Below are 18,978 nucleotides of genomic sequence, written 5' to 3'. Positions count from 1 at the left end.
TGTTGTCCGTTCTCCTTTACTCCCTCCTTCTTTTGTTACGTTTCTATTTCAAAATCTGCCGCGAGATCACCAGTTTCTGGATTTCACTGGTTCCTTCACCAATCGTGCAGAGCTTCGCATCCCGGTAAAACTTTTCCACCGGGAAGTCTTTTACGTAGCCGTAGCCACCGAAAATCTGAACAGCTTCGTTGGCTACCTTTACGGCTGTTTCAGACGCAAACAGCTTGGCCATAGCCGATTCTTTCGTAGTGGTTTTTCCCTGGTCTTTCAGATCGGCGGCCTGGAACGTCAGCAGCCGGGAGGCTTCAATGTCCGTTGCCAGATCGGCCAGCTTAAACGCGATCGCCTGAAAGCTGGCAATCGGCTGGCCAAACTGCCGGCGCTCCTGCGCATACTGAAGCGCAGCCTCGTAGGCCCCCTGGGCAATACCCAGACTCAGGGCTGCAATAGAAATCCGCCCCCCGTCCAGTACTTTCAGCGACTGCACAAAGCCATCCCCAACCTCGCCCAGGCGCTGACTATCCGGAATCCGGCAATCCTCAAACAGCATTTCGGCCGTTTCGGATGCCCGCATCCCAAGCTTGTCTTCCTTACGCCCCCCCTGAAAGCCGGGCGTTCCCCGCTCGACGATGAAGGCAGTGGCGTTGCGCGACGTATTGGGTTCACCCGTCCGGGCGATTACCACCGCTACATGGCCGGTTTTGCCGTGGGTAATGAAGTTTTTTGCCCCATTCAGCACCCATTCATCTCCCACCCGCACGGCCGTAGTCCGCATATTGCCCGCGTCGGAGCCGGTATTGGGTTCGGTCAGGCCCCAGGCCCCAATCCATTCGCCCGTAGCCAGGCGGGGCAGGTACGTTTGCTTCTGGGTTTCGTTACCGAATAATAAAATATGGTTGGTGCAAAGTGAATTATGAGCCGCCATCGACAGCCCCACCGACCCATCGACCCGGGCCAGTTCGGCAATGGCCGTAACGTATTCGCGGTAGCCCAGGCCGGTACCCCCATATTCGGTCGGTACCAGCATCCCCAGGAGACCCTGTTCGCCCAGGTGCCGGAACAGATCGGCCGGGAAATGCTGCTCTTCGTCCCACTGCCGTACATTCGGACGAATTAACCGTTCACTCAACTCCCGTACCGACTGAGCAATTAATTGTGTAGTGTCTACTTGGTTTTCTACAATTTCGCTAACCATAAATCTGAAAATCTGATGAAGTGAATTATCTGTAAGTTCGTCTTTTTGTCGGTAAAATCCAACCGCTTCTTACCTAACTTCTAATACGACAAAACGGATGGCAAAGTTTTAAAATTCAGGTGCTAACCGTCCAGAAAATTTTTCACTTGATCATCTATTAACATTTCTAAAAAAACGGTAACTTTGACAAACCGTATCAGTTGTCCTGAAAGACACTATACATCGTACTGGTTTAGATAGTGCTGAACAAGCTACCGGTGAGTCACTATTCAGCTCTATCCGTAGGCGATTATTAAAAAACTCCTATTTTTGTAGCATCTGCTCAAGAAACCTGAGCGCTTTTACCAACGATAGAAAGCTTTATCAAATAACTCTATATGAAATTAGCAGTCGTAGGAACCGGATACGTGGGGCTTGTCACTGGGACTTGTTTCGCGGAGACTGGCAACCAGGTTACGTGTGTTGACATTGACGAGCGTAAAGTCGAAAAACTTAACAACGGGATCATCCCCATTTACGAACCGGGTCTGGACGTGCTGTTCCATCGTAACGTGGAAGAAGGCCGCCTGAAATTTACGACCGATCTGGTCGAGGGAATCAAAGGGGCCGAAGTGATCTTTCTGGCGCTGCCCACCCCTCCAGGCGAAGACGGCTCAGCCGATCTGAAGTACATCCTGAAAGTGGCCAGCGACCTCGGCCCGATCCTCAACCAGTACGTGGTGGTAGTAGACAAAAGTACCGTACCCGTCGGAACGGCCGAAAAAGTACACGCTCACATTGCCGACAACGCCAAGGTTGAGTTTGATGTCGTATCGAACCCGGAATTCCTGCGCGAAGGCGTAGCGGTTGAAGACTTCATGAAACCCGACCGCGTTGTGATCGGTACTCGCTCCGAACGCGCCAAAGGGGTAATGAACCGCCTTTACGCTCCGCTGGTTCGGCAAGGCAACCCGGTCATTTTTATGGACGAGCGTTCGGCCGAAATGACCAAGTATGCTGCCAATGCGTTCCTGGCCACCAAAATTACGTTCATGAACGAAATCGCCAACCTGTGCGAGCGGGTAGGTGCCAACGTCGACGACATCCGTCGGGGTATCGGTACCGACAGCCGGATCGGCAAGCGGTTCCTGTTTGCGGGCATTGGCTACGGCGGTAGCTGCTTCCCGAAAGACGTTCAGGCGCTGGCCAAAACGGCCCAGGACTACCAGTACGATTTCAAAGTGCTGAAGTCGGTGATGCAGGTTAACTATTCACAGAAAACGAAACTGATTCCGCAGATCGTTGAGCATTTCGACGGCAACCTGCGCGGCAAGACCATCGCCGTATGGGGCCTGGCGTTCAAGCCATACACCGACGACATCCGCGAAGCTCCGGCCCTGGACAACATCAAGGCCCTGCTCGAAGCGGGGGCGAAGGTGACTGCCTACGACCCCGAAGCGATGGAAAACGTACGGAATATCCTGGGCAACCAGATTACCTACGCCCACACGTCTTACGCAGCCCTCGACGATGCCGACGCGCTGGTGATCATGACTGAGTGGCCGCTGTTCCGTACGCCGGACTTCGACAAGATGAACCTGCTGCTGAAGAATAAAGTGATTTTCGACGGCCGGAACGTGTATGAAGTTGACCAGATGCGCGAACTGGGCTATACGTATTACAGCATCGGTCGCGAAGCCGTCAACGTATCGGTCGAACAGAAAGTATAAGCTATTACGGATACGGTACATAGTGTACGGTTGGCAGCCTCCAGCGCTGTTCGTACGCTGTGTGCCGTAAACTGTATGTATGAACCATAAACCTTATCAATGAAGCGCGTTTTAATTACCGGCGGGGCCGGTTTTCTGGGCTCGCACCTGTGCGACCGATTTATCAGGGAAGGATACCACGTCATTGCGATGGACAACCTCATTACGGGCGACATCCGCAACATCGAGCACCTGTTTCACCTGCCGAACTTCGAATTCTACCACCACGACGTTTCCAAGTTCATTCACGTACCGGGCGAACTGGATTATATCCTGCACTTTGCTTCCCCGGCCAGCCCGATCGACTACCTGAAAATTCCGATTCAGACCCTCAAAGTCGGTTCGCTGGGTATTCACAACTGCCTTGGTCTGGCGCGGGTAAAAGGCGCCCGCGTGCTGATTGCATCCACCTCCGAAGTGTACGGCGATCCGACCGTTCACCCCCAGAATGAAGATTATTGGGGCAATGTAAACCCGGTTGGTCCGCGTGGGGTATACGACGAAGCCAAGCGGTTCCAGGAAGCCATGACTATGGCCTACCATACGTACCACGGACTGGAAACCCGGATTGTCCGGATCTTCAATACCTATGGCCCGCGGATGCGGCTGAACGACGGCCGTGTGCTGCCGGCTTTCATTGGTCAGGCGTTGCGGGGCGAAGACCTGACCGTATTCGGCGATGGCAGCCAGACGCGTTCATTCTGCTACGTCGACGACCTGGTTGAAGGCATTTACCGGCTGCTGCTGAGCGACCACCCCTACCCGGTCAACATCGGCAACCCGTCGGAGATCACGATCAAAGAGTTTGGCGAAGAAATTATCAAACTGACCGGTACGTCGCAGAAGCTGGTGTTTAAACCACTGCCGCAGGACGATCCCAAACAGCGACAGCCGGACATTACCAAGGCTAAAGCTATTCTTGGCTGGGAGCCGCAGGTGGCACGGGCGGAAGGATTACGTATCACATACGACTACTTCAAAAGCCTGCCGGAAGAGGAGTTATACCGCGCTGCGTATCACCGCGAGTTTGTGAAGAAATAACCCAATACGTGACGTTCTTGTAAAAAAAATTTGTACTTTTACGGCAGTAACTGCCTTGTGCAGTACACCTTTAGCTGTCTGATGAAAACCTGCGGGCCATGTTGTGCGCAGGTTTTTTTTATTGCTTGATTTCAACCGGCGCGGCTACCCGGGCAGCCGTACGATTCTGAACGGCCTTCCCACCCCAGGCTCCTCCGGCCCCCCGGTGTACCAGATTTGGGGTCGTATTATTTTCAAATACGTTGTTCGAGTTGTTGTTCCCCCAGCATTCGTCGTTGATGCCTGTCCGGTACCCACGGATGGTGTTGTCGGCAATGCGGTTGTTCTGCGACGGAAATTCAGGCGAGCGCCAGAATACGAAGATGCCACCCCGTTCGCCCAGCTGTGATTTGTCAACGCCCCGATGAACAATAACGTTGCCTTCGACCACGCTGCGGCTTGAGCCTTCGAGGCTGACGCCGGCCGGATTTGCCCCGGAAATCAACGGGTTGTTAATAATGCGGAACTCGTTGTTGTCGATTATTCGGATGGGTATGCCGCCCGAACCCTCTGTAACGATCCGGACACCCTGAACCAGTACGTCCTGCGCTACGTTCGTACCGATCGTCGTCAGGCCACATGCAGCGGCACCTTTCGTGTTGATGCTGCCGCCGATGAACGAAATTTTCTTACTGAGCCCATCGCCCAGCAACCCAATGCCGTGGCCGGAAGTCAATCCCTGTGTCACCCGGTTATTCGTGAACGTAATGCCCTCACTGGCGAAGAAGACGGCCAACCCGTAGTTTTTCACGTCCCGAACGGTATTATTGATTGCTTTGCAGTTCTGACTGTGTTCAAAATCAACGCCTACGTCCCCGCAGATCTCAACCGTATTGGTAGAGACCGTGACGTTTCGGCCCCGGTTACCCCAGATGCCTCCCCCGCCTACGCGCCGGACGCGGTTACCGCTGATCTGAATGTTTTCGCACCAGCCGTTCGTATCGTCGCCCCACCACTGGATACCGTGCTGGGCATTTTCGACCCGGCAGCCCGTTATTTTCACGTTCTGGGTAATCACGATGTTGATACCCTGATACTGATCAATCCCCTTCAGCCCGCAGCCATTGACCTGCACGTTAGTGAGTGTGATATTTTTAGAGCCCGATACCTGTAAGCCCTGTTCGGCTACTTCCTGAATGCGTATGCCGTTGATGCTTACCCCATTGCAGGCGTGAACGAGAATTCCCGTGCCCCGCGTCCGTTTCGTGCGGTTACCGTGAATCAGTCCCCCTCCGGCCAGTTTAACGCCCGATTGTAATTCAAGTACCGGCACCGGCGTACTCATAGGCGCGCCTTTGATTATAGTTTTTGGGCCAATGGTCAGGCGGGTATTCTTGGGTACTTTCAGCGTCCGGACTGTGAACGTACCGACCGGGAAGGTTACGGTTTTACCCGCACCTTTGTTTAGCTGATTCTGGAGTTGAGCAGTCTGGTCAGCCTGTGGTTCACGAGCGAACACCAAGGCAAGGCCAAGCAATACGGTCGACAGCATAAATAAAAATTTACGATTGGGTATTTACTCTCAAACGCTCCTGTATAGGTGAAATGTTGCCGGTGATAGCGGAATATTAGCAACCACCAACTATCAGCTGAGCCGATCTTTAAAGCTTTCGTAGCCGTACGACCGTATCAGTTGAAATGAATTCTCCGGTTTCCAGATGCCGATGGCCGGCAGCCCTACCCCGTTGAACGTAGTGGTTTTCACCATCGTATAGTGAATCATGTCGTCGAAAATCAGCCTGTCGCCTACGGCCAGCGGTTCGTCAAACGAGTAGTCTCCCATGAAGTCGCCAGCCAGACAGGTCATGCCCCCCAGCCGGTATGTCGGTTTGTCGGCAACCGGTTCGTGGTAGGCCCCAACAATCCGGGGTTTGTAGGGCATTTCGAGCGTATCGGGCATATGGGCCGCAAACGACGTATCAAGCACCGCGACGTCGATCCCCTGGCTGTTAAATACGTCCAGCACCGTCGAAACCAGTACGCCCGTTTGCCAGGCAATGGCCGAGCCGGGTTCCATAATGACGTGAACGTTGTATTTTTCACGAAAGGCCGTCAGTAAGCCAATCAGGTGATTGATGTCGTAGCCTTCGCGGGTCATCAGGTGGCCACCGCCCAGATTTACCCAGCTGGCCTGATGCAGCAGATCGCCGAAACGACTTTCGAGGGCTTCGAGCGTACGTTCGAGGGTGAACGAATCGTTTTCGCAGAGGGTGTGAAAGTGAATTCCTTCGAGACCTCCCGGCAACTGATCGGGCAGGTGGTCGCGCGTGACGCCCAGCCGCGAACCGGGCACGCAGGGATTGTACATATCCGTGGCCACCTCCGAGTACTGCGGATTGACGCGGATACCGCACGAAATCCCGGCTGCCACGGCCCGCGCCCCAAACCGCTCCCACTGGCTCCACGAGTTGAACGTAAGGTGACTGCTACGTTCCAGTACGTCGTCAAATTCATCGTCGCGGTAAGCCGGGATGTACGTGTGCGCTTTCACACCCATGTAGTCGTTGACGAGCTTGATCTCATTCAGCGAACTGGCCGTTGCCCCGCTCAGGTATTCGTGCACAATCGGAAAGGCGCTGAACATGGAGAAAGCCTTGAGAGCCAGAATGATCTGCACCCCGGCCGCCTGCTGCACGCCGTTTATTAATTCAAGATTCTGGCGCAGTTTCGCTTCGTCGAGAACAAAACAGGGGGATGGAAATGTATGGACGTTTTCGCGTAAGGTCGTATTCATGCTGCAAAGGTACGGCCTTTCGCTTCCTCCCCCAACTGCATTGACCTTGCAGATCGCCAAACTACTTACTCCTGGCGGACAGGAAAGTAAATGGGTAAATTATAAAGTACCGCCCAAACTTTTCCAGAATTTGTTCCTGGTGTCCAACGCGGCATGTGGCGAATTACCCGAACGGCCTCTTCATCGCATCCATACCCTAATCCTTTTAAAATTTTTATGGTGGATATATCCACAAAGCCGAGCGTATCAATAACAAATGACGCAAAAACTCGGCCCCTAACGCCAGCTTGTTCGGCAGCTTTTGGATACCGTACCTGTTGACGCATATAATTGGTCAATGCTTTTTGTCCGCCCGGAAATGCAGGTTCCTTTACCGTGTTAATAAACGTTTGGCCATGACTGGGTTGCGTCAGAATCCAGAGCAGAATGCTGATCATAAGCTTTTGGCTAATGCCCCCTACTGCTTTAGCGGTCTTTTCTACTACGGTTAGTACGTTACCTTCCGGTGCCTGAATCACTTCGACGTCGCCGGTGCCTTCGGCCGTCTGATCGCCAGGCGTTGCGTCGGCCAGCTCGTCGGTGGTTGGTGGCAGTACGTCCTCCACAACCTCAGCGTCAGGCATAACCACCGGGGGTAAGTCACGGACCGTATTGACCGTTGGGGGTGCTTCGACGGGCGGTAATGGAATGGGTTTCTCAACCGGTACGTCGGGCAATATGGTATTGTGCCCGAATGAATACAGAGGGTGTTTCACAACTAGAATAGGCAAGTATTTACCCGGATTGGCGTACATTTTGGTAGATCAGTGTTACTATTTGGTGATAGTAAAAAGATTTTGAACCTTTACCTTCTCTGCAAAAAGTGCTTTATGAAAGCAATAATAAAAGAATACTATAGCATAGATATTCATGATCTTTTTGGTTTTCAACCTGACGATCCTACTCACTTTGGATTCAACTTGGAGCTGATTTTAGCGCCTGATGAAGGCCCCCTTCAGAATAGTGAAGATATGTTCAACGTTTTTATTTGTAGTCCCTCTTATTTGCCTGAGTTAATGAAAAAAATTTATCCTCCTTCAGATGTCATATTTGGTAAGCACTTGATTTTTGCGAATCATTACAATTTTGAACGCATACTCTCTACTATTACCAATTATATTTTATCGGTGGAAGGACAAACTTGGGAGGAGGTAGCACTAAAAATTAACAGAATTGCTCGTTGGGAATTTGAAGATTACAAGCCCTTCGCTGATCCGAAGTAGTATTTTCTTAGTAGTGTCTCTATTTGAAAAGGTTAACTAATTGACAATGTTTGTCGTACTTCACTAGATGCGCTACAAATAATCTCTGCGGTCTTGATGCCCTCATTTCTATACGAACCTTGGCAAGTAAGGAGCAGAGCGGGTCCTGACCGCGACGGCGTACCGTTCCACCCGTTAGTCTTTCGCGTGCTTATCTGTTTCATTCCAGCGCGAAGGCAATCGGCAGATTGAACTTAACCGGAACCATCCGGCCCGATTGCCTGCCCGGCTTCCAGGGCGGCATCTGCTTCACCACCCGTAATGCTTCTTCGTCGCAGCCGAAGCCAATGCCTTTCAGTACCTGTACATCCGTCAGGCGGCCGTCGGTGTTGACCACAAAACTCACAACTACCCGCCCAGATATCCCCGACCGACTGGCTGGGGCCGGGTACCGAAGATTCTTCTCCAGAAAACTGCGGAGCGATTCCAGGCCGCCGGGAAACTGCGGTTGCTGCTCAACGGAGATAAACGGTTCTTCGGATTTCACCTCCGCTTCAACGGCCTTTTCTACTACGGTTAGTACGTTACCTTCCGGTGCCTGAATTACCTCCACATCGCCGGTACCTTCGGCCGTCTGATCGCCGGGCGTTGCGTCGGCCAGCTCGTCAGTAGTTGGTGGCAATACGTCTTCCAAAACCTCAGCATCGGGCATAACCACCGGGGGTAAGTCACGGACCGTATTGACCGTTGGGGGTGCTTCGACGGGCGGTAATGAAATGGGTTTCTCAGCCGGTACGTCGGGCAGTCTGGTCAGTTCGGCCTCAATCATTGTGGGCTGATCGCTCATGATTCCGTCGGGCCACAGGTAGCCATACACCGTGGGCAGGCCCAGTCCCAATAAAAACAAACCGACGCCCAATCCCAGTGCACGGGCGAGCGTCGGTCGATACTGTCGGCGCAGATCAAACGCGCCATAAGCTTTCAGGCGATTTTCAAATACCAGTTCGTCGAGAGTAGAAGCAGTAGACATAACATCGGGCTGGTTTGGTTACAGCCAATGGATGCACAATTGCCTTAACTTCCACAAACTTACGCCGGGTACTCGTGCGGCAGCGGAATATCCACCCGCTCCTGCACCGGCAGCCCCTGTTTGTTCATCTGCTCGATGAACGGATCGGGATCGAGTTCCTCGCAGTTCCAGACACCGGGCTTCATCCAGACGCCGGTCAGCATCAGCATCGCGCCGATCATGGCCGGTACGCCCGTGGTGTAGCTCACGGCCTGCCCGCGCACTTCCTTGTACGTTTCGGCGTGGTCGCAGTTATTCCAGATGAAGTACGTCCGTTCGGCCCCGTCTTTCACGCCTTTGATCTGGCAGCCGATGGACGTCTGCCCTGTATAGTTTTCGCCCAGCGTATCAGGTGAGGGTAATACAGCCTTCAGGAACTCCAGGGGTATAATGTCCATACCCTGGAATTTAACCGGATCAATACGTGTCATCCCAACGTTCTGTAATACGTCCAGGTGCGTTAGATACGCCTGACCGAAAGTCATCCAGAACCGCGCCCGCTTCAGGGTTGGGAAGTTTTTCACCAGCGATTCGAGTTCTTCGTGGTACAGCACATACGACTCACGGGGCCCGATCTCTGGGTATTCAATGGGCTTATGGATGCTCATGGCCGGAATCTCGATCCATTCGCCGTTTTCCCAGTAGCGGCCCGGCTGGGTAATTTCGCGGATGTTGATCTCCGGGTTGAAGTTGGTCGCGAACGCCTTGCCGTGGTTACCTGCGTTGCAGTCGACGATATCTAGGTAATCCATCCGGTCGAAGTGATGCTTAGCGGCATAGGCCGTGAATACCTGGGTAGCGCCGGGATCAAAGCCACAGCCCAGCAGAGCCATCAATCCGGCCTGCTCGAAACGCTCCCTGTAGGCCCATTGCCAGCTGTATTCAAACTTGGCTACGTCTTTGGGTTCGTAGTTGGCCGTATCGAGGTAATGAACGCCGGCTTCAAGGCAGGCATCCATGATGGGGAGGTCCTGATAAGGCAGGGCCACGTTGATGACCATCACCGGGTTGAACTGCCGGATCAGCGCGACGAGTTCCGGAACTACGTCGGCGTCGACCTGCGCGGTCTGGATCGTTACGCCGTGCATCGCCTGAACCTCGGCCGCAATCCGGTCGCATTTCGATTTGGTTCGGCTGGCCAGCATAATTTCCGTAAAGACCTCACGGTTCAGCGCGCATTTGTGCGCCACAACGCTGCCGACGCCCCCAGCTCCGATAATGAGCACTTTTGCCATTTACTTGCTTATTTGTCGTGATATGATTTGGCCGCAAAGATACGGAAACCCCGACAGCCTGAAACCGCCTGTTCGGGATATACACCAACTTCACAGTAATATCATAGGCAGCGGTCTGCCGGCGGTACGAACGACCCGGCGAAAACTTTAATGTCGTGATAAACAAACAAATAGTATATTTGTTTTATAGACCAAAGGCATCCGTCTCTCTTACGTTATGAAGTTTATATCTCCTACGGGCTCATTCGAACTGTCCATTCTCGGCTACGGCAACACCAGCGCTAACTGGCGCGACCGCAACAACCTGCGCTGCCGGATTTCGACCATCTGGCGGCACCAGAAAGACACGCAGTCGACGCCGTTGCAGACCTGGGAAATCGGTCGGCTGCTGGATGGCCTGCGTTCGTTACGCAATAAAGTGGTCAACCATCTGGCCCTTACGTTCTCGGAACCCGGTCTGAGCGTAGAAGCGACCGCTTTACCCAACGATCTGTACCGGCTTCAGATTCAGCTGGATCATACGCTGACTCCATCGTGGCATACCTATCCGGATTTTCCGGTTGAAATGGATTTACTCCTTACTCCCAGCCAGTTACAGGAAGCGATCAGCGACCTGTCCGGCGAGTTGGCCAGCTACCCCGAACGTTGATCAGGCAGGGTATCGTTATAACCCGGTATGGTATAGCTTACCATACTGGGTTTTGCATTTCGTAATATTGTCGCTATCTTACCAACGTATATAGATAGCGTATCGTCAGCACCTATCTGACTACTTAATCCGTTATCGATCTACCCGATGCTACTGAACGGCCAGCGCAGCTATTTTGAGCTTAACCTCCTTGATTATGAACACCCGCACACGGCTCCTTCGTCGGCGGATCGGAATCTGTTGTGGGTTGCTGTTCGGACCGGCTGGCAGCATCATCAGTCGACGGCAACGGCCGCCATTCTGCATACCTACGAGATTGAACGATTAATCAACTGGCTTCGGCACCTCTGCACCACCGGGAGACCTTTACCCCGTTTGCTGTTTGCGGAGCCCTGTCTGAGTTTTGAATGTATATCGGCTGATACTGACGAGTTTCTGCTGCAGATTAAATTAGCCTTCGAGGTCGCCCCCGACTGGCACTACGATCCGTTTACCCCTTTCTGGCTTCCCGTCGTCATCAACAAACACAAGCTGTCGGAAGCGATTCATCAACTCGAACAGCAATTTTCAAGTTTTCCAGTTCGCAGCTGACGTTACCACTTGGTAACAATTTGAAAAGTAACCATATTTGTGCATTCCTTATAATTCTCTACTGAATTAGTGGGAATGCTAACGTATTGTTAGTTAATGCACTGCACGCCTAATTCTCAAACACAAAAGTTAGTATCATGAAGGTTATCAAGCGTAGAAATCGTCAAATGACCATGGAGCGAATCCTGCGGGCAATGGGCGATGTCATGGCTGAACGCGGCACCGAAAAAGCAGGCATCAACGCCGTGGCCGAACGGGCCGGCGTTAACAAGGTGCTTATCTACCGCTATTTTGGCGGCTGGAACGGATTGCTCGAAGCGTATGTTCAGCGCGGCTTTTTCCTATCGATGTTCAACGAGAAGTTCCTGGAAGCCGTTCCGGAGCACCTCGCATCGGAGAACCGGAGTAAAGTCTGGTCGGAGTACACGATCCAGTTCATGCGCGAATTCCGGGCCCGCAAATCATCTCAGGAACTGGTACGCTGGGAAATGTCGCATGGCGAAACGGAACTGGCCCGCCGGCTGGCCGCTTTCCGCGACGACTCGTACAAAAAACTGGTTGAGAAACTCGCTCCTCACCACGATTTTGATCCGCTGGCCATCACCAGCCTGATGGTATCCGCCGTTACGTACATGGTGCTTATGAGCAGCCAACGGGAGCAGATCGTAGGCATCGACCTGCGCTCCGATGAAGGCTGGGAACGTATTGAAAAGGCCGTTCGCCGAATCTACGCCGGCCTTAACCTTGCCCTCGAACGAGAAGACTCCAAGAAAGCAGAAGTGAAATAAGTGATGATTTACTGTTTACGATTTTCCACTCGGGAAGCCGTAAACAGTAAACCATGCCCTACCGATTCATCAACTCCTCGATCTCATCAGCATCGAGCGGTATGCTGGCCATCAGATCCAGGTTACCATCTTCGGTGATCAGTACGTTGTTTTCCAACCGGATACCCAGCCCCTCCTCTCGGATGTAGATGCCCGGCTCAACGGTGAACACCATCCCCGGTTCAAACCGCCGGTACTTGTTGCCAACGTCATGGACGTCGAGTCCCAGAAAGTGCGACGTACCGTGCATGAAGTATTTCTTATACAAGGGCGCATCCGGGTTCTGTTGCAGCACGGCATCCCGGTCCAGCAACCCCAGCCCAATCAACTCGGATTCCATCACCTTACCTACTTCGCGGTGGTATTCGTCCCAGAGATTACCGGGCCGCAGCATTTGCTTAGCCTCGTTCATTACGCGCAGCACGGCGTCATACACGGCCCGCTGCCGTTCCGTAAAACGACCGCTGACCGGCACCGATCGGGTCATATCGGCATTATAGTTCGCGTATTCCGCACCAATATCGAGCAGGATTACGTCGCCGTCTTTGCACTGCTTGTTGTTGTCAACGTAGTGCAGCACGCAGGCACTTGGCCCCGACGCGATGATTGACGAATAGGCCGGACCCCGCGACCGGTTCCGCAGGAACTCATGGTATACCTCAGCTTCAATTTCGTATTCCCAGACGCCCGGTTTGATGAACGTAAGCAACCGCCGGAACATCCGCTCGGTGATATTGATGGCCGTCTGGATCAACTGTATTTCCTGCGGCAGTTTCGTGGCCCGCAGGTGCTGCATCAGGGGCGCGAGCCGCTCCAGCCGGTGCAAGGGGTATTTTTGTTTGAATTCTTCGATAAAGCGGGCATCGCGGGTTTGCACCTGCACCTCGGCCCGGGTGTGTTCGTTTGTGTTCAGGTACACCTGCTCGGCTTCAAAAACCATCTGCTGAAACACAAAATCGAATTCGTGGGTCCAGAAGATCTGCTTCTCAGGCAGGCCCGACACCTGACTGGCTTCTTCCTTGGTTAACTTATGGCCTTCCCATATCTCGATCAGTTCGCTGGTCTCGCGCAGAAACAAAGCTGCCCGGAATTTCTCGTCCGGGTGATCAGGAAAAAGCACCAGGCGGGTTTCTTCCTGATCAACGCCCGTCAGGTAAAACAGGTCATTGTTCTGCCGAAAGCTCATGGTGCCGTCGGCATTGGTAGGCATAATGTCGTTGGCGTTCAACACCACCAGCGATTTGGGTTTCAGCAGCGCATTCAGCCGTTGCCGGTTCTGAACGAAGAGCTGAGCATCTATGGATTCGTAGCGCATACCGGATTGTTGATAAAGTCGCAAAGAAAGGCATTTTTGCGGATCAGCTTAGCCCTACGCAACGTTTTGGTCAATTTCTCTTGGCTACGGTGCACGCAGGCCACGGTACCGGGCGGAGCATTTTCCGATAACCATACAATGTGATTTTTGAAACATTGTCTTTACTTTTAGTTTGGCAATTATAGATTCTTCGTAAATTCCAGAATGAAAAATTTTCTGATCCTCACGTGTTGCCTGTTCACTACGTTTGTGCAGGCGCAGGTAAATTCGGTCTCATCGGGTGCCGGCTCTTCCAAATACTGGATTCTTTTTACCGACAAGGATCAATCCTCAGTTCCTGCCCTTTCGCCGGCAACCCTCGAACGTCGGCGGCTTCAAAACCTGCCCATCGATGACACCGATCAGCCGGTCGCGGGTCAATATATCAATCAACTGCAACGGTCAGGCATCCGGCCCGAGTGCCGTTCCCGCTGGCTCAACGGCGTTTCGGCCCGCCTGACATCCCAGCAGTACGCCCAGGTAACAGCCCTGCCGTTTGTGCGGACCATCCAGCCCATTGACCCGAACATTATCATTACCAGCACCGCATCGGCCCTGAAATCGGGGGATCAGATCAATCCGCAGATGGCGCCCGTGATGACTCAGATTCAGGCCCCGGAGTTTGCGCAGGCCGGCCTGACGGGCCGATTCGTAAACATCGGGGTTATCGACGCGGGCTTCTTCGGCGCCGATTCGGTTGGCGCGCTCCGGCATATCTTCAAGCGCGAGGGCGTCAAACAGGTACGGGATTACGTCAACGCCAAAAAAACGCAGAATAACCTGTTCCGGACGCTCGAAACCATGTCCGACTTCCACGGCACGGAGGTACTGGCCGCCATTGCCGGCAACGATCCGGCCGAAAACGTTCAGTACGGTCTGGCTACCGACGCTACGTTTTACCTAGCCCGCACGGATCAGGGAAACCGCGAGTTTCGTGGTGAAGAAGACAACTGGGTGGCGGCCATGGAATGGATGGACAGTTTGGGGGTGCGGCTCATCAACACCTCGCTCGGCTACGCCAAAGGCATGAGCAATCCAAAAGAAAATTATGAGCCGAAGCAGATGGACGGCCATACCAGCCTCATCAGCCGGGCCGCGCAGATTGCCGCCGACAAAAAAGGCATTCTGATCATCGTATCGGCCGGTAACGAAGGCGACGACCGGAGCTGGCGTATCATCAGCACCCCGGCCGATGCAAAGGGCGTACTGGCCATCGGCGCAACAAATGCCAAGCTGTGGAACCGGATCGGCTACAGCAGCATTGGCCCCGAAGAGTTGCCGTACCTGAAGCCGAACGTATCGTGCTTCTCCCTGTACGGCACGTCGCTGTCGGCCCCGGTCATTACGGGTTTTGCCGCCTGTATCATGCAGGCAAACCCCAAACTGACCAATAAGCAGGTAATGGACATCATCGAAAAATCATCGCACCTGTACCCCTACGGCAACAACTACGTCGGCTACGGCGTCCCGCTGGCATCGCGTGCGCTGGCCCTGCTCAAGAACCAGCCGCTGCCCGAAACGGCCCGATCAGTAAAAGCCACGGGCAAATCGATCACGCTGCCCGTTCCGGCTTCCGAGTCCGTCGTGTCGGTGTTCCGGAAAAAGAACGCCATGCACGTATTAAGTCAGGACGCCCTGCACGTCACAGACGGCAAACTGGTGCTGCGTCGGGCCAATGGCGAAAAGCAGACGACGGTCGACCTGAAGAAAGAAGTGATTGAAGTGATCTGGGAATAAGCGGCCCTAATAGTACCGCTTTCCAACGAGGTAATTCTGCACGTAATCGGTAATGCCTTCTTCGAGCGACTGGAACGGCCGGTCGTAGCCGATGGACCGAAGCTTGGCCATATTGGCCTGCGTGAAGTACTGGTACTTATCGCGGATATCGGCCGGCGTATCTACAAAGGTGATGCGGGGGTCCTGACCCAGCGCCCGGAACGTACTGCTGGCCAGATCGAAGAAGGTGCGGGCCTTGCCGCTGCCGAGGTTATAGATGCCCGAATTGCGCCGGTGATGCATCAGAAACGTGCAGACTTCGACCACATCTTTGACGTACACAAAATCCCGCATCTGCTCGCCGTCGTTGAAGTTCGGGTTGTGCGACCGGAACAGTTTTACCTCCCCCGACTGACAAATCTGGTTGTAGGCGTGGAAAACCACGGATGCCATGCGGCCTTTATGGTATTCGTTCGGGCCGTATACATTGAAGAATTTAAGTCCGGCCCAGAAAAACGGCTTCCGATCCTGTTCCAGCGCCCAGATGTCGAATTCGTTTTTCGACTCGCCATAGGGATTCAACGGCTTCAGGTGCGGAATCTGGGATTCGTTATCATCGTAGCCAAGTTCGCCGAGCCCATACGTAGCTGCGGATGAGGCATAGACCAGCGGAATCTGATAATCGATGCACTTGTACCAGATCTGCTTGGAGTACTCGACGTTCAGATGATCGAAAATGGTGTAGTCCTGCTCGGTCGTATCGGTTCGGGCACCAATGTGAAAGATAAATTCAACCTCCTGATAATTCTGATCGAGCCACTGGAAGAACTGCTCCCGATGAACCCGTTCCTGAATGCGTTTACCGACGAGATTAGGTTCTTTTTCGGGAGTTGTAAAATCATCAACAGCAATGATAAAATTGAAATTTTCCTGATTAAGCTTACTTATCAAACAGCTCCCTATAAAACCAGCGGCTCCCGTGACGATAATCATAAATTGGTAGTCGTAAACGTGTTCAGTATAAAAAAGAGGTTTAGCTCCGGTTTCGAAAGTGAAATTGAGCGTAAAGTTAGTTCTTTTGACCTAAGAAAATGAATAGCGTATTTAATGAATAAATTGTACTTTTTCGCCATTACGTAGTAGTTGAACTGATTAAATCCCCAGACTTCCGGCCGGCATTTCTGTTCCAGTAAAAAGGTCCGTATTTTTGCAGTCTTTGTTCACCGGCGTTTCTGGCAACCGCCTTAAATAAACCAGATTATGGTCTATATCAATCGAATTGAACATTTCAACGCGGCCCACCGGCTTTACAATCCGGCGTGGTCTGACGAAAAAAATAAGGAAGTGTTTGGCCCCTGCGCCAATCACAACTGGCACGGCCACAACTTTGAACTGATCGTTACTGTTAAGGGCGAGCCGGATCCCGATACGGGATTCGTGATCGATCTGAAACTGCTGGGCGACATCATCCGGCGCGAGGTTATCGAGAAAGTTGATCATAAAAACCTGAACCTGGACGTCGACTTTATGCAGGGTAAGATGGCTAGCTGCGAGATTTTCATCATGGAAATCTGGAAGATTCTGGAACGGGCCCTCGCTCCCGTCACAGAGGCTCACCTTCATCAGCTCCGGCTTTACGAAACGCCCAAGAACTTCGTTGATTACTTCGGGGAATAAATTGAGCGCATAGAGGGGATAAGCAGGCATGAAAACCCGTATCCCCTCTACTCGTTTGACCCCTTACTTCTGCTTATGACCTACTACCTGATTGCCGGCGAACGTTCGGGGGATCTGCACGGTGCCAACCTGATTCGGGCCATTCAGCACCACGATCCGCAAGCCAGCTTTCGGGCATACGGCGGAGAACAGATGCAGACGGCCGGGGCTACACTCGTCCGGCATTACCGCGAGATGGCTTTCATGGGCTTCTGGGAGGTGGCTAAAAACCTGGGGACTATCCGGCGTATCCTGCGCGAATGCCAGGCCGATCTGCTGGCTAATCGCCCCGACGCGCTCATCCTGATCGACTACGCCGGGTTTAACCTGCGGATGGCCCGCTTTGCCAAACAGCACGGCATCCGCGTGTTTTACTACATCTCGCCCAAGGTCTGGGCCTGGAATCAGCGCCGGGCGCTCAAAATTAAAGCGAGTGTCGACCGGCTGTTCACGATCCTGCCCTTCGAAACCACCTTTTTCGCCCAGTTTGGCTACGACGTCGATTACGTTGGCAACCCCCTGCTCGATGCCCTGGCCGATTTTCAGCCCGATCCGTCGTTTCGTGACCGCGCCGGCCTGACGGATAAACCGGTCGTCGCGCTGCTTCCTGGCAGTCGGTTGCAGGAAATTACGTCCATCCTGCCGGTTATGCTGACGGTAGTCGAGCGGTTTCCGGCCTATCAGTTTGTTGTCGGTACGGTCAGCAATCTTCCGAATGCGGTTTACGATCAGCTACTGGCAAACTACCCAGCGGTGAAGCGCGTAGCGGATGCGGCTTATGATCTGCTTCATGTGTCAACAGCCGCGCTGGTAACGTCCGGTACGGCAACACTCGAAACGGCCCTCCTGAACATACCCCAGGTGGTTTGCTATAAAACCGGGTTTGTGTCGTACGAAATTGCCCGGCGACTGATTGCCGTCCCGTATATCTCGCTGGTGAATCTTATTGCCGACCGCACCGTAGTGACGGAACTGATTCAGCATGACCTGACCACCGACCGTACGGCCGCTGAACTTCAGGCCATACTGCCCGGCGGTTCCCGACGGGCGGACGTACTGGCCGATTATGCGGAGATTAGGGAGAAAATGGGCGGACCGGGCGCGTCTGAGCGGGCTGGTCAGCGGATGGTGGCTTTAACGCAGTCAGACGGATTGTGAGCGGCTGGTGGTTGGAATAGGTATGATCCCTGTCTTTTCCCAATCCGTCAGCCACTGTTTTTTCTTGCCATGAACCTGCGAGAAAAACTGGTAAACCGGCAGCATGTCCTGCTCGTAATTCCCGGTCATGTAGATAGGTTCACTCAGAATCACCAGTTTGCGGGGCCAGTCGAAGCCGGTCAGCACGAGCGGTACGCTGGCTTTGAGGGCGATGTAATAAAATCCCGTTTTCAGCTTACCGACATCCGAGCGGGTGCCTTCGGGCGCGATGCAGACATGAAGCCGTTCGTTCTCGTTAAGTACGTTTACGATGGCATCGACCAGATTATTCGATTTGTCGCGGTAAACGGGTTTTCCGCCCAGCGCCCGGAAAAGCCAGCCGGCATACCAGGTGAAGAGCGAACTTTTGGCCAGGTATTGAATCCAGACCCGGGTAGCGGCCCGGGCGCCCACACCGACCAGGAAATCCCAGTTGGTTGTGTGGGGGGCTACTACCCAGATACTTTTAGGCACGGTTGGCACCGGACCGGCCAGTCGCCAGCCGGCGATTGAAAACAGCCATCGGGCCAGGGGGCTCAACATACGCTGAACTCAAATAAACGTTGTAGAAGTTGCCGTCCGACGCTTACGAACAAACCAGCGCGAACGTCGGACGGCAGCCTTCT

At 53.4% G+C, this 18,978-nt stretch carries 18 protein-coding genes; 9 read left to right on the top strand and 9 right to left on the bottom strand.

Going from position 1 to position 18,978, the window contains the following annotated elements; genetic code table 11:
• Positions 1–43 precede the first annotated feature (43 nt).
• Positions 44–1,195, bottom strand: a complete 1,152-nt coding sequence (locus DYU11_RS06285; RefSeq protein ID WP_119666810.1) for an acyl-CoA dehydrogenase family protein — start codon at positions 1,193–1,195, stop codon at positions 44–46.
• Between the two features lie 377 nt (positions 1,196–1,572).
• On the opposite strand from DYU11_RS06285, the gene DYU11_RS06280 reads away from it, so the two are divergent.
• Positions 1,573–2,904: a UDP-glucose dehydrogenase family protein gene (locus tag DYU11_RS06280; RefSeq protein WP_119666809.1), complete on the top strand. Its 1,332-nt coding sequence runs from the start codon at positions 1,573–1,575 to the stop codon at positions 2,902–2,904.
• A 99-nt stretch (positions 2,905–3,003) separates the two neighbouring features.
• Positions 3,004–3,984: a UDP-glucuronic acid decarboxylase family protein gene (locus tag DYU11_RS06275; RefSeq protein ID WP_119666808.1), complete on the top strand. Its 981-nt coding sequence runs from the start codon at positions 3,004–3,006 to the stop codon at positions 3,982–3,984.
• Positions 3,985–4,102: 118 nt separating this feature from the next.
• Here the strand turns inward: DYU11_RS06275 and DYU11_RS06270 are convergent, their stop codons facing one another.
• The 3 genes from DYU11_RS06270 to DYU11_RS06260 form a co-directional block, all read right to left on the bottom strand.
• Positions 4,103–5,515 (bottom strand): right-handed parallel beta-helix repeat-containing protein, encoded by a 1,413-nt coding sequence (locus DYU11_RS06270; protein ID WP_119666807.1) that lies wholly within the window; start codon positions 5,513–5,515, stop codon positions 4,103–4,105.
• A gap of 93 nt (positions 5,516–5,608) precedes the next feature.
• Positions 5,609–6,757, bottom strand: a complete 1,149-nt coding sequence (gene nspC / locus DYU11_RS06265; RefSeq protein ID WP_119666806.1) for a carboxynorspermidine decarboxylase — start codon at positions 6,755–6,757, stop codon at positions 5,609–5,611.
• A gap of 65 nt (positions 6,758–6,822) precedes the next feature.
• Positions 6,823–7,512 (bottom strand): energy transducer TonB, encoded by a 690-nt coding sequence (locus DYU11_RS06260; RefSeq protein WP_229365715.1) that lies wholly within the window; start codon positions 7,510–7,512, stop codon positions 6,823–6,825.
• Between the two features lie 114 nt (positions 7,513–7,626).
• Here DYU11_RS06260 and DYU11_RS06255 point away from each other — a divergent pair, with 114 nt between their 5' ends.
• A complete protein-coding gene (locus tag DYU11_RS06255; RefSeq protein WP_119666804.1) occupies positions 7,627–8,019 on the top strand; it encodes an Imm8 family immunity protein in 393 nt (130 codons plus the stop codon).
• A gap of 199 nt (positions 8,020–8,218) precedes the next feature.
• Here DYU11_RS06255 and DYU11_RS06250 read toward each other — a convergent pair whose 3' ends face one another.
• Both DYU11_RS06250 and DYU11_RS06245 read right to left on the bottom strand, forming a co-directional pair.
• On the bottom strand, positions 8,219–9,028 hold the full coding sequence (locus DYU11_RS06250) for an energy transducer TonB (RefSeq protein WP_119666803.1): 810 nt from the start codon (positions 9,026–9,028) through the stop codon (positions 8,219–8,221).
• Between the two features lie 59 nt (positions 9,029–9,087).
• A complete protein-coding gene (locus tag DYU11_RS06245; RefSeq protein ID WP_119666802.1) occupies positions 9,088–10,302 on the bottom strand; it encodes a saccharopine dehydrogenase family protein in 1,215 nt (404 codons plus the stop codon).
• Between the two features lie 217 nt (positions 10,303–10,519).
• On the opposite strand from DYU11_RS06245, the gene DYU11_RS06240 reads away from it, so the two are divergent.
• From DYU11_RS06240 to DYU11_RS06230, 3 genes are all read left to right on the top strand, one after another.
• Positions 10,520–10,951, top strand: a complete 432-nt coding sequence (locus DYU11_RS06240; protein ID WP_119666801.1) for a WapI family immunity protein — start codon at positions 10,520–10,522, stop codon at positions 10,949–10,951.
• A gap of 147 nt (positions 10,952–11,098) precedes the next feature.
• A complete protein-coding gene (locus DYU11_RS06235; protein WP_119666800.1) occupies positions 11,099–11,542 on the top strand; it encodes a WapI family immunity protein in 444 nt (147 codons plus the stop codon).
• A gap of 167 nt (positions 11,543–11,709) precedes the next feature.
• On the top strand, positions 11,710–12,330 hold the full coding sequence (locus DYU11_RS06230) for a TetR/AcrR family transcriptional regulator (RefSeq protein WP_119667482.1): 621 nt from the start codon (positions 11,710–11,712) through the stop codon (positions 12,328–12,330).
• 58 nt (positions 12,331–12,388) lie between these two features.
• On the opposite strand, the gene DYU11_RS06225 is transcribed toward DYU11_RS06230, so the two are convergent.
• Positions 12,389–13,684: an aminopeptidase P family protein gene (locus tag DYU11_RS06225; protein WP_119666799.1), complete on the bottom strand. Its 1,296-nt coding sequence runs from the start codon at positions 13,682–13,684 to the stop codon at positions 12,389–12,391.
• Between the two features lie 204 nt (positions 13,685–13,888).
• Between DYU11_RS06225 and DYU11_RS06220 the strand changes: the two genes are divergently transcribed.
• Entirely contained in the window at positions 13,889–15,460 is a 1,572-nt protein-coding gene (locus DYU11_RS06220) for a S8 family serine peptidase (protein ID WP_119666798.1), read from the top strand.
• 6 nt (positions 15,461–15,466) lie between these two features.
• On the opposite strand, the gene rfaD is transcribed toward DYU11_RS06220, so the two are convergent.
• Complete coding sequence (rfaD, locus tag DYU11_RS06215; protein WP_119666797.1) at positions 15,467–16,432, bottom strand: ADP-glyceromanno-heptose 6-epimerase; 966 nt, start codon at positions 16,430–16,432, stop codon at positions 15,467–15,469.
• Positions 16,433–16,699: 267 nt separating this feature from the next.
• On the opposite strand from rfaD, the gene DYU11_RS06210 reads away from it, so the two are divergent.
• Both DYU11_RS06210 and lpxB read left to right on the top strand, forming a co-directional pair.
• Entirely contained in the window at positions 16,700–17,116 is a 417-nt protein-coding gene (locus DYU11_RS06210) for a 6-pyruvoyl trahydropterin synthase family protein (RefSeq protein WP_119666796.1), read from the top strand.
• Positions 17,117–17,191: 75 nt separating this feature from the next.
• Complete coding sequence (gene lpxB, locus DYU11_RS06205; protein ID WP_119666795.1) at positions 17,192–18,313, top strand: lipid-A-disaccharide synthase; 1,122 nt, start codon at positions 17,192–17,194, stop codon at positions 18,311–18,313.
• Here the strand turns inward: lpxB and DYU11_RS06200 are convergent.
• Positions 18,299–18,895, bottom strand: coding sequence for a 1-acyl-sn-glycerol-3-phosphate acyltransferase (locus DYU11_RS06200; RefSeq protein ID WP_119666794.1), 597 nt, complete (start codon positions 18,893–18,895; stop codon positions 18,299–18,301). The two genes, lpxB and DYU11_RS06200, sit on opposite strands and share 15 nt — an antisense overlap.
• Between the last annotated feature and the right edge of the window lie 83 nt (positions 18,896–18,978).

It is taken from the genome of Fibrisoma montanum (genome assembly GCF_003583365.1).
Classification (GTDB): Bacteria; Bacteroidota; Bacteroidia; order Cytophagales; family Spirosomataceae; genus Fibrisoma; species Fibrisoma montanum.
Note: the sequence above shows the minus strand (reverse complement) of the source record. Positions and strands in the feature narration are given on the sequence as shown.

Excerpts from the sequence above, each read along its gene's own strand:
- DYU11_RS06285 (WP_119666810.1), bottom strand. The coding sequence starts at position 1,195 with ATGGTTAGCGAAATTGTAGAAAACCAAGTAGACACTACACAATTAATT.
- DYU11_RS06280 (WP_119666809.1), top strand. The coding sequence starts at position 1,573 with ATGAAATTAGCAGTCGTAGGAACCGGATACGTGGGGCTTGTCACTGGG.
- DYU11_RS06275 (WP_119666808.1), top strand. The coding sequence starts at position 3,004 with ATGAAGCGCGTTTTAATTACCGGCGGGGCCGGTTTTCTGGGCTCGCAC.
- DYU11_RS06270 (WP_119666807.1), bottom strand. The coding sequence starts at position 5,515 with ATGCTGTCGACCGTATTGCTTGGCCTTGCCTTGGTGTTCGCTCGTGAA.
- nspC (WP_119666806.1), bottom strand. The coding sequence starts at position 6,757 with ATGAATACGACCTTACGCGAAAACGTCCATACATTTCCATCCCCCTGT.
- DYU11_RS06255 (WP_119666804.1), top strand. The coding sequence starts at position 7,627 with ATGAAAGCAATAATAAAAGAATACTATAGCATAGATATTCATGATCTT.
- DYU11_RS06250 (WP_119666803.1), bottom strand. The coding sequence starts at position 9,028 with ATGTCTACTGCTTCTACTCTCGACGAACTGGTATTTGAAAATCGCCTG.
- DYU11_RS06245 (WP_119666802.1), bottom strand. The coding sequence starts at position 10,302 with ATGGCAAAAGTGCTCATTATCGGAGCTGGGGGCGTCGGCAGCGTTGTG.
- DYU11_RS06240 (WP_119666801.1), top strand. The coding sequence starts at position 10,520 with ATGAAGTTTATATCTCCTACGGGCTCATTCGAACTGTCCATTCTCGGC.
- DYU11_RS06235 (WP_119666800.1), top strand. The coding sequence starts at position 11,099 with ATGCTACTGAACGGCCAGCGCAGCTATTTTGAGCTTAACCTCCTTGAT.
- DYU11_RS06230 (WP_119667482.1), top strand. The coding sequence starts at position 11,710 with ATGACCATGGAGCGAATCCTGCGGGCAATGGGCGATGTCATGGCTGAA.
- DYU11_RS06225 (WP_119666799.1), bottom strand. The coding sequence starts at position 13,684 with ATGCGCTACGAATCCATAGATGCTCAGCTCTTCGTTCAGAACCGGCAA.
- DYU11_RS06220 (WP_119666798.1), top strand. The coding sequence starts at position 13,889 with ATGAAAAATTTTCTGATCCTCACGTGTTGCCTGTTCACTACGTTTGTG.
- rfaD (WP_119666797.1), bottom strand. The coding sequence starts at position 16,432 with ATGATTATCGTCACGGGAGCCGCTGGTTTTATAGGGAGCTGTTTGATA.
- DYU11_RS06210 (WP_119666796.1), top strand. The coding sequence starts at position 16,700 with ATGGTCTATATCAATCGAATTGAACATTTCAACGCGGCCCACCGGCTT.
- lpxB (WP_119666795.1), top strand. The coding sequence starts at position 17,192 with ATGACCTACTACCTGATTGCCGGCGAACGTTCGGGGGATCTGCACGGT.
- DYU11_RS06200 (WP_119666794.1), bottom strand. The coding sequence starts at position 18,895 with ATGTTGAGCCCCCTGGCCCGATGGCTGTTTTCAATCGCCGGCTGGCGA.